Raw genomic sequence first — 500 nt, forward strand, 5'->3', positions numbered from 1 at the left:
CGGCAAGTGGATGAAACTCAAAGGCGTGTGCCTCCACCACGATGCCGGCGTGCTCGGCTCGGCTGTTCCCCGCGAAGTGTGGAAACGCCGCCTGCTGACACTGCAAGAGCTTGGCTGCAATGCCGTGCGTATGTCGCACAACCCGCAGGCACCCGATATGTACGAACTGTGCGATGAATTGGGTCTTTTGGTGATGGATGAAGGGTTTGACGAATGGGAATTTCCCAAGTACAAATGGCTCGAAGCCTGGACCAAAGGAAAGCCGGGATTAGACGGCTCCTACGATTTCTTCGAGGAATGGGGCGAGCGAGACCTTGCCGATATGGTTCGTCGCAACCGTAAGCATGTATCCATCTTTGCGTGGAGCATCGGCAACGAGTGCGATTACCCTAACGACCCGTATTCGCATCCGGCTCTGGACTCCATCAGAATCAACCAGCCGCAGTATGGCAGCTACAAACCCGAACAGCCCAAAACCGAACGATGAGGGCTAAAAGCCA

The 500-nt window shown here is 55.4% G+C and carries 1 pseudogene; it reads left to right on the plus strand.

The features are described 5' to 3' along the window. Window positions 1–484, plus strand: a pseudogene (locus ASC50_RS04015) (glycoside hydrolase family 2 TIM barrel-domain containing protein); the annotation flags it as partial. Window positions 485–500 lie beyond the last annotated feature (16 nt).

This window comes from Candidatus Symbiothrix dinenymphae, assembly GCF_001431085.1.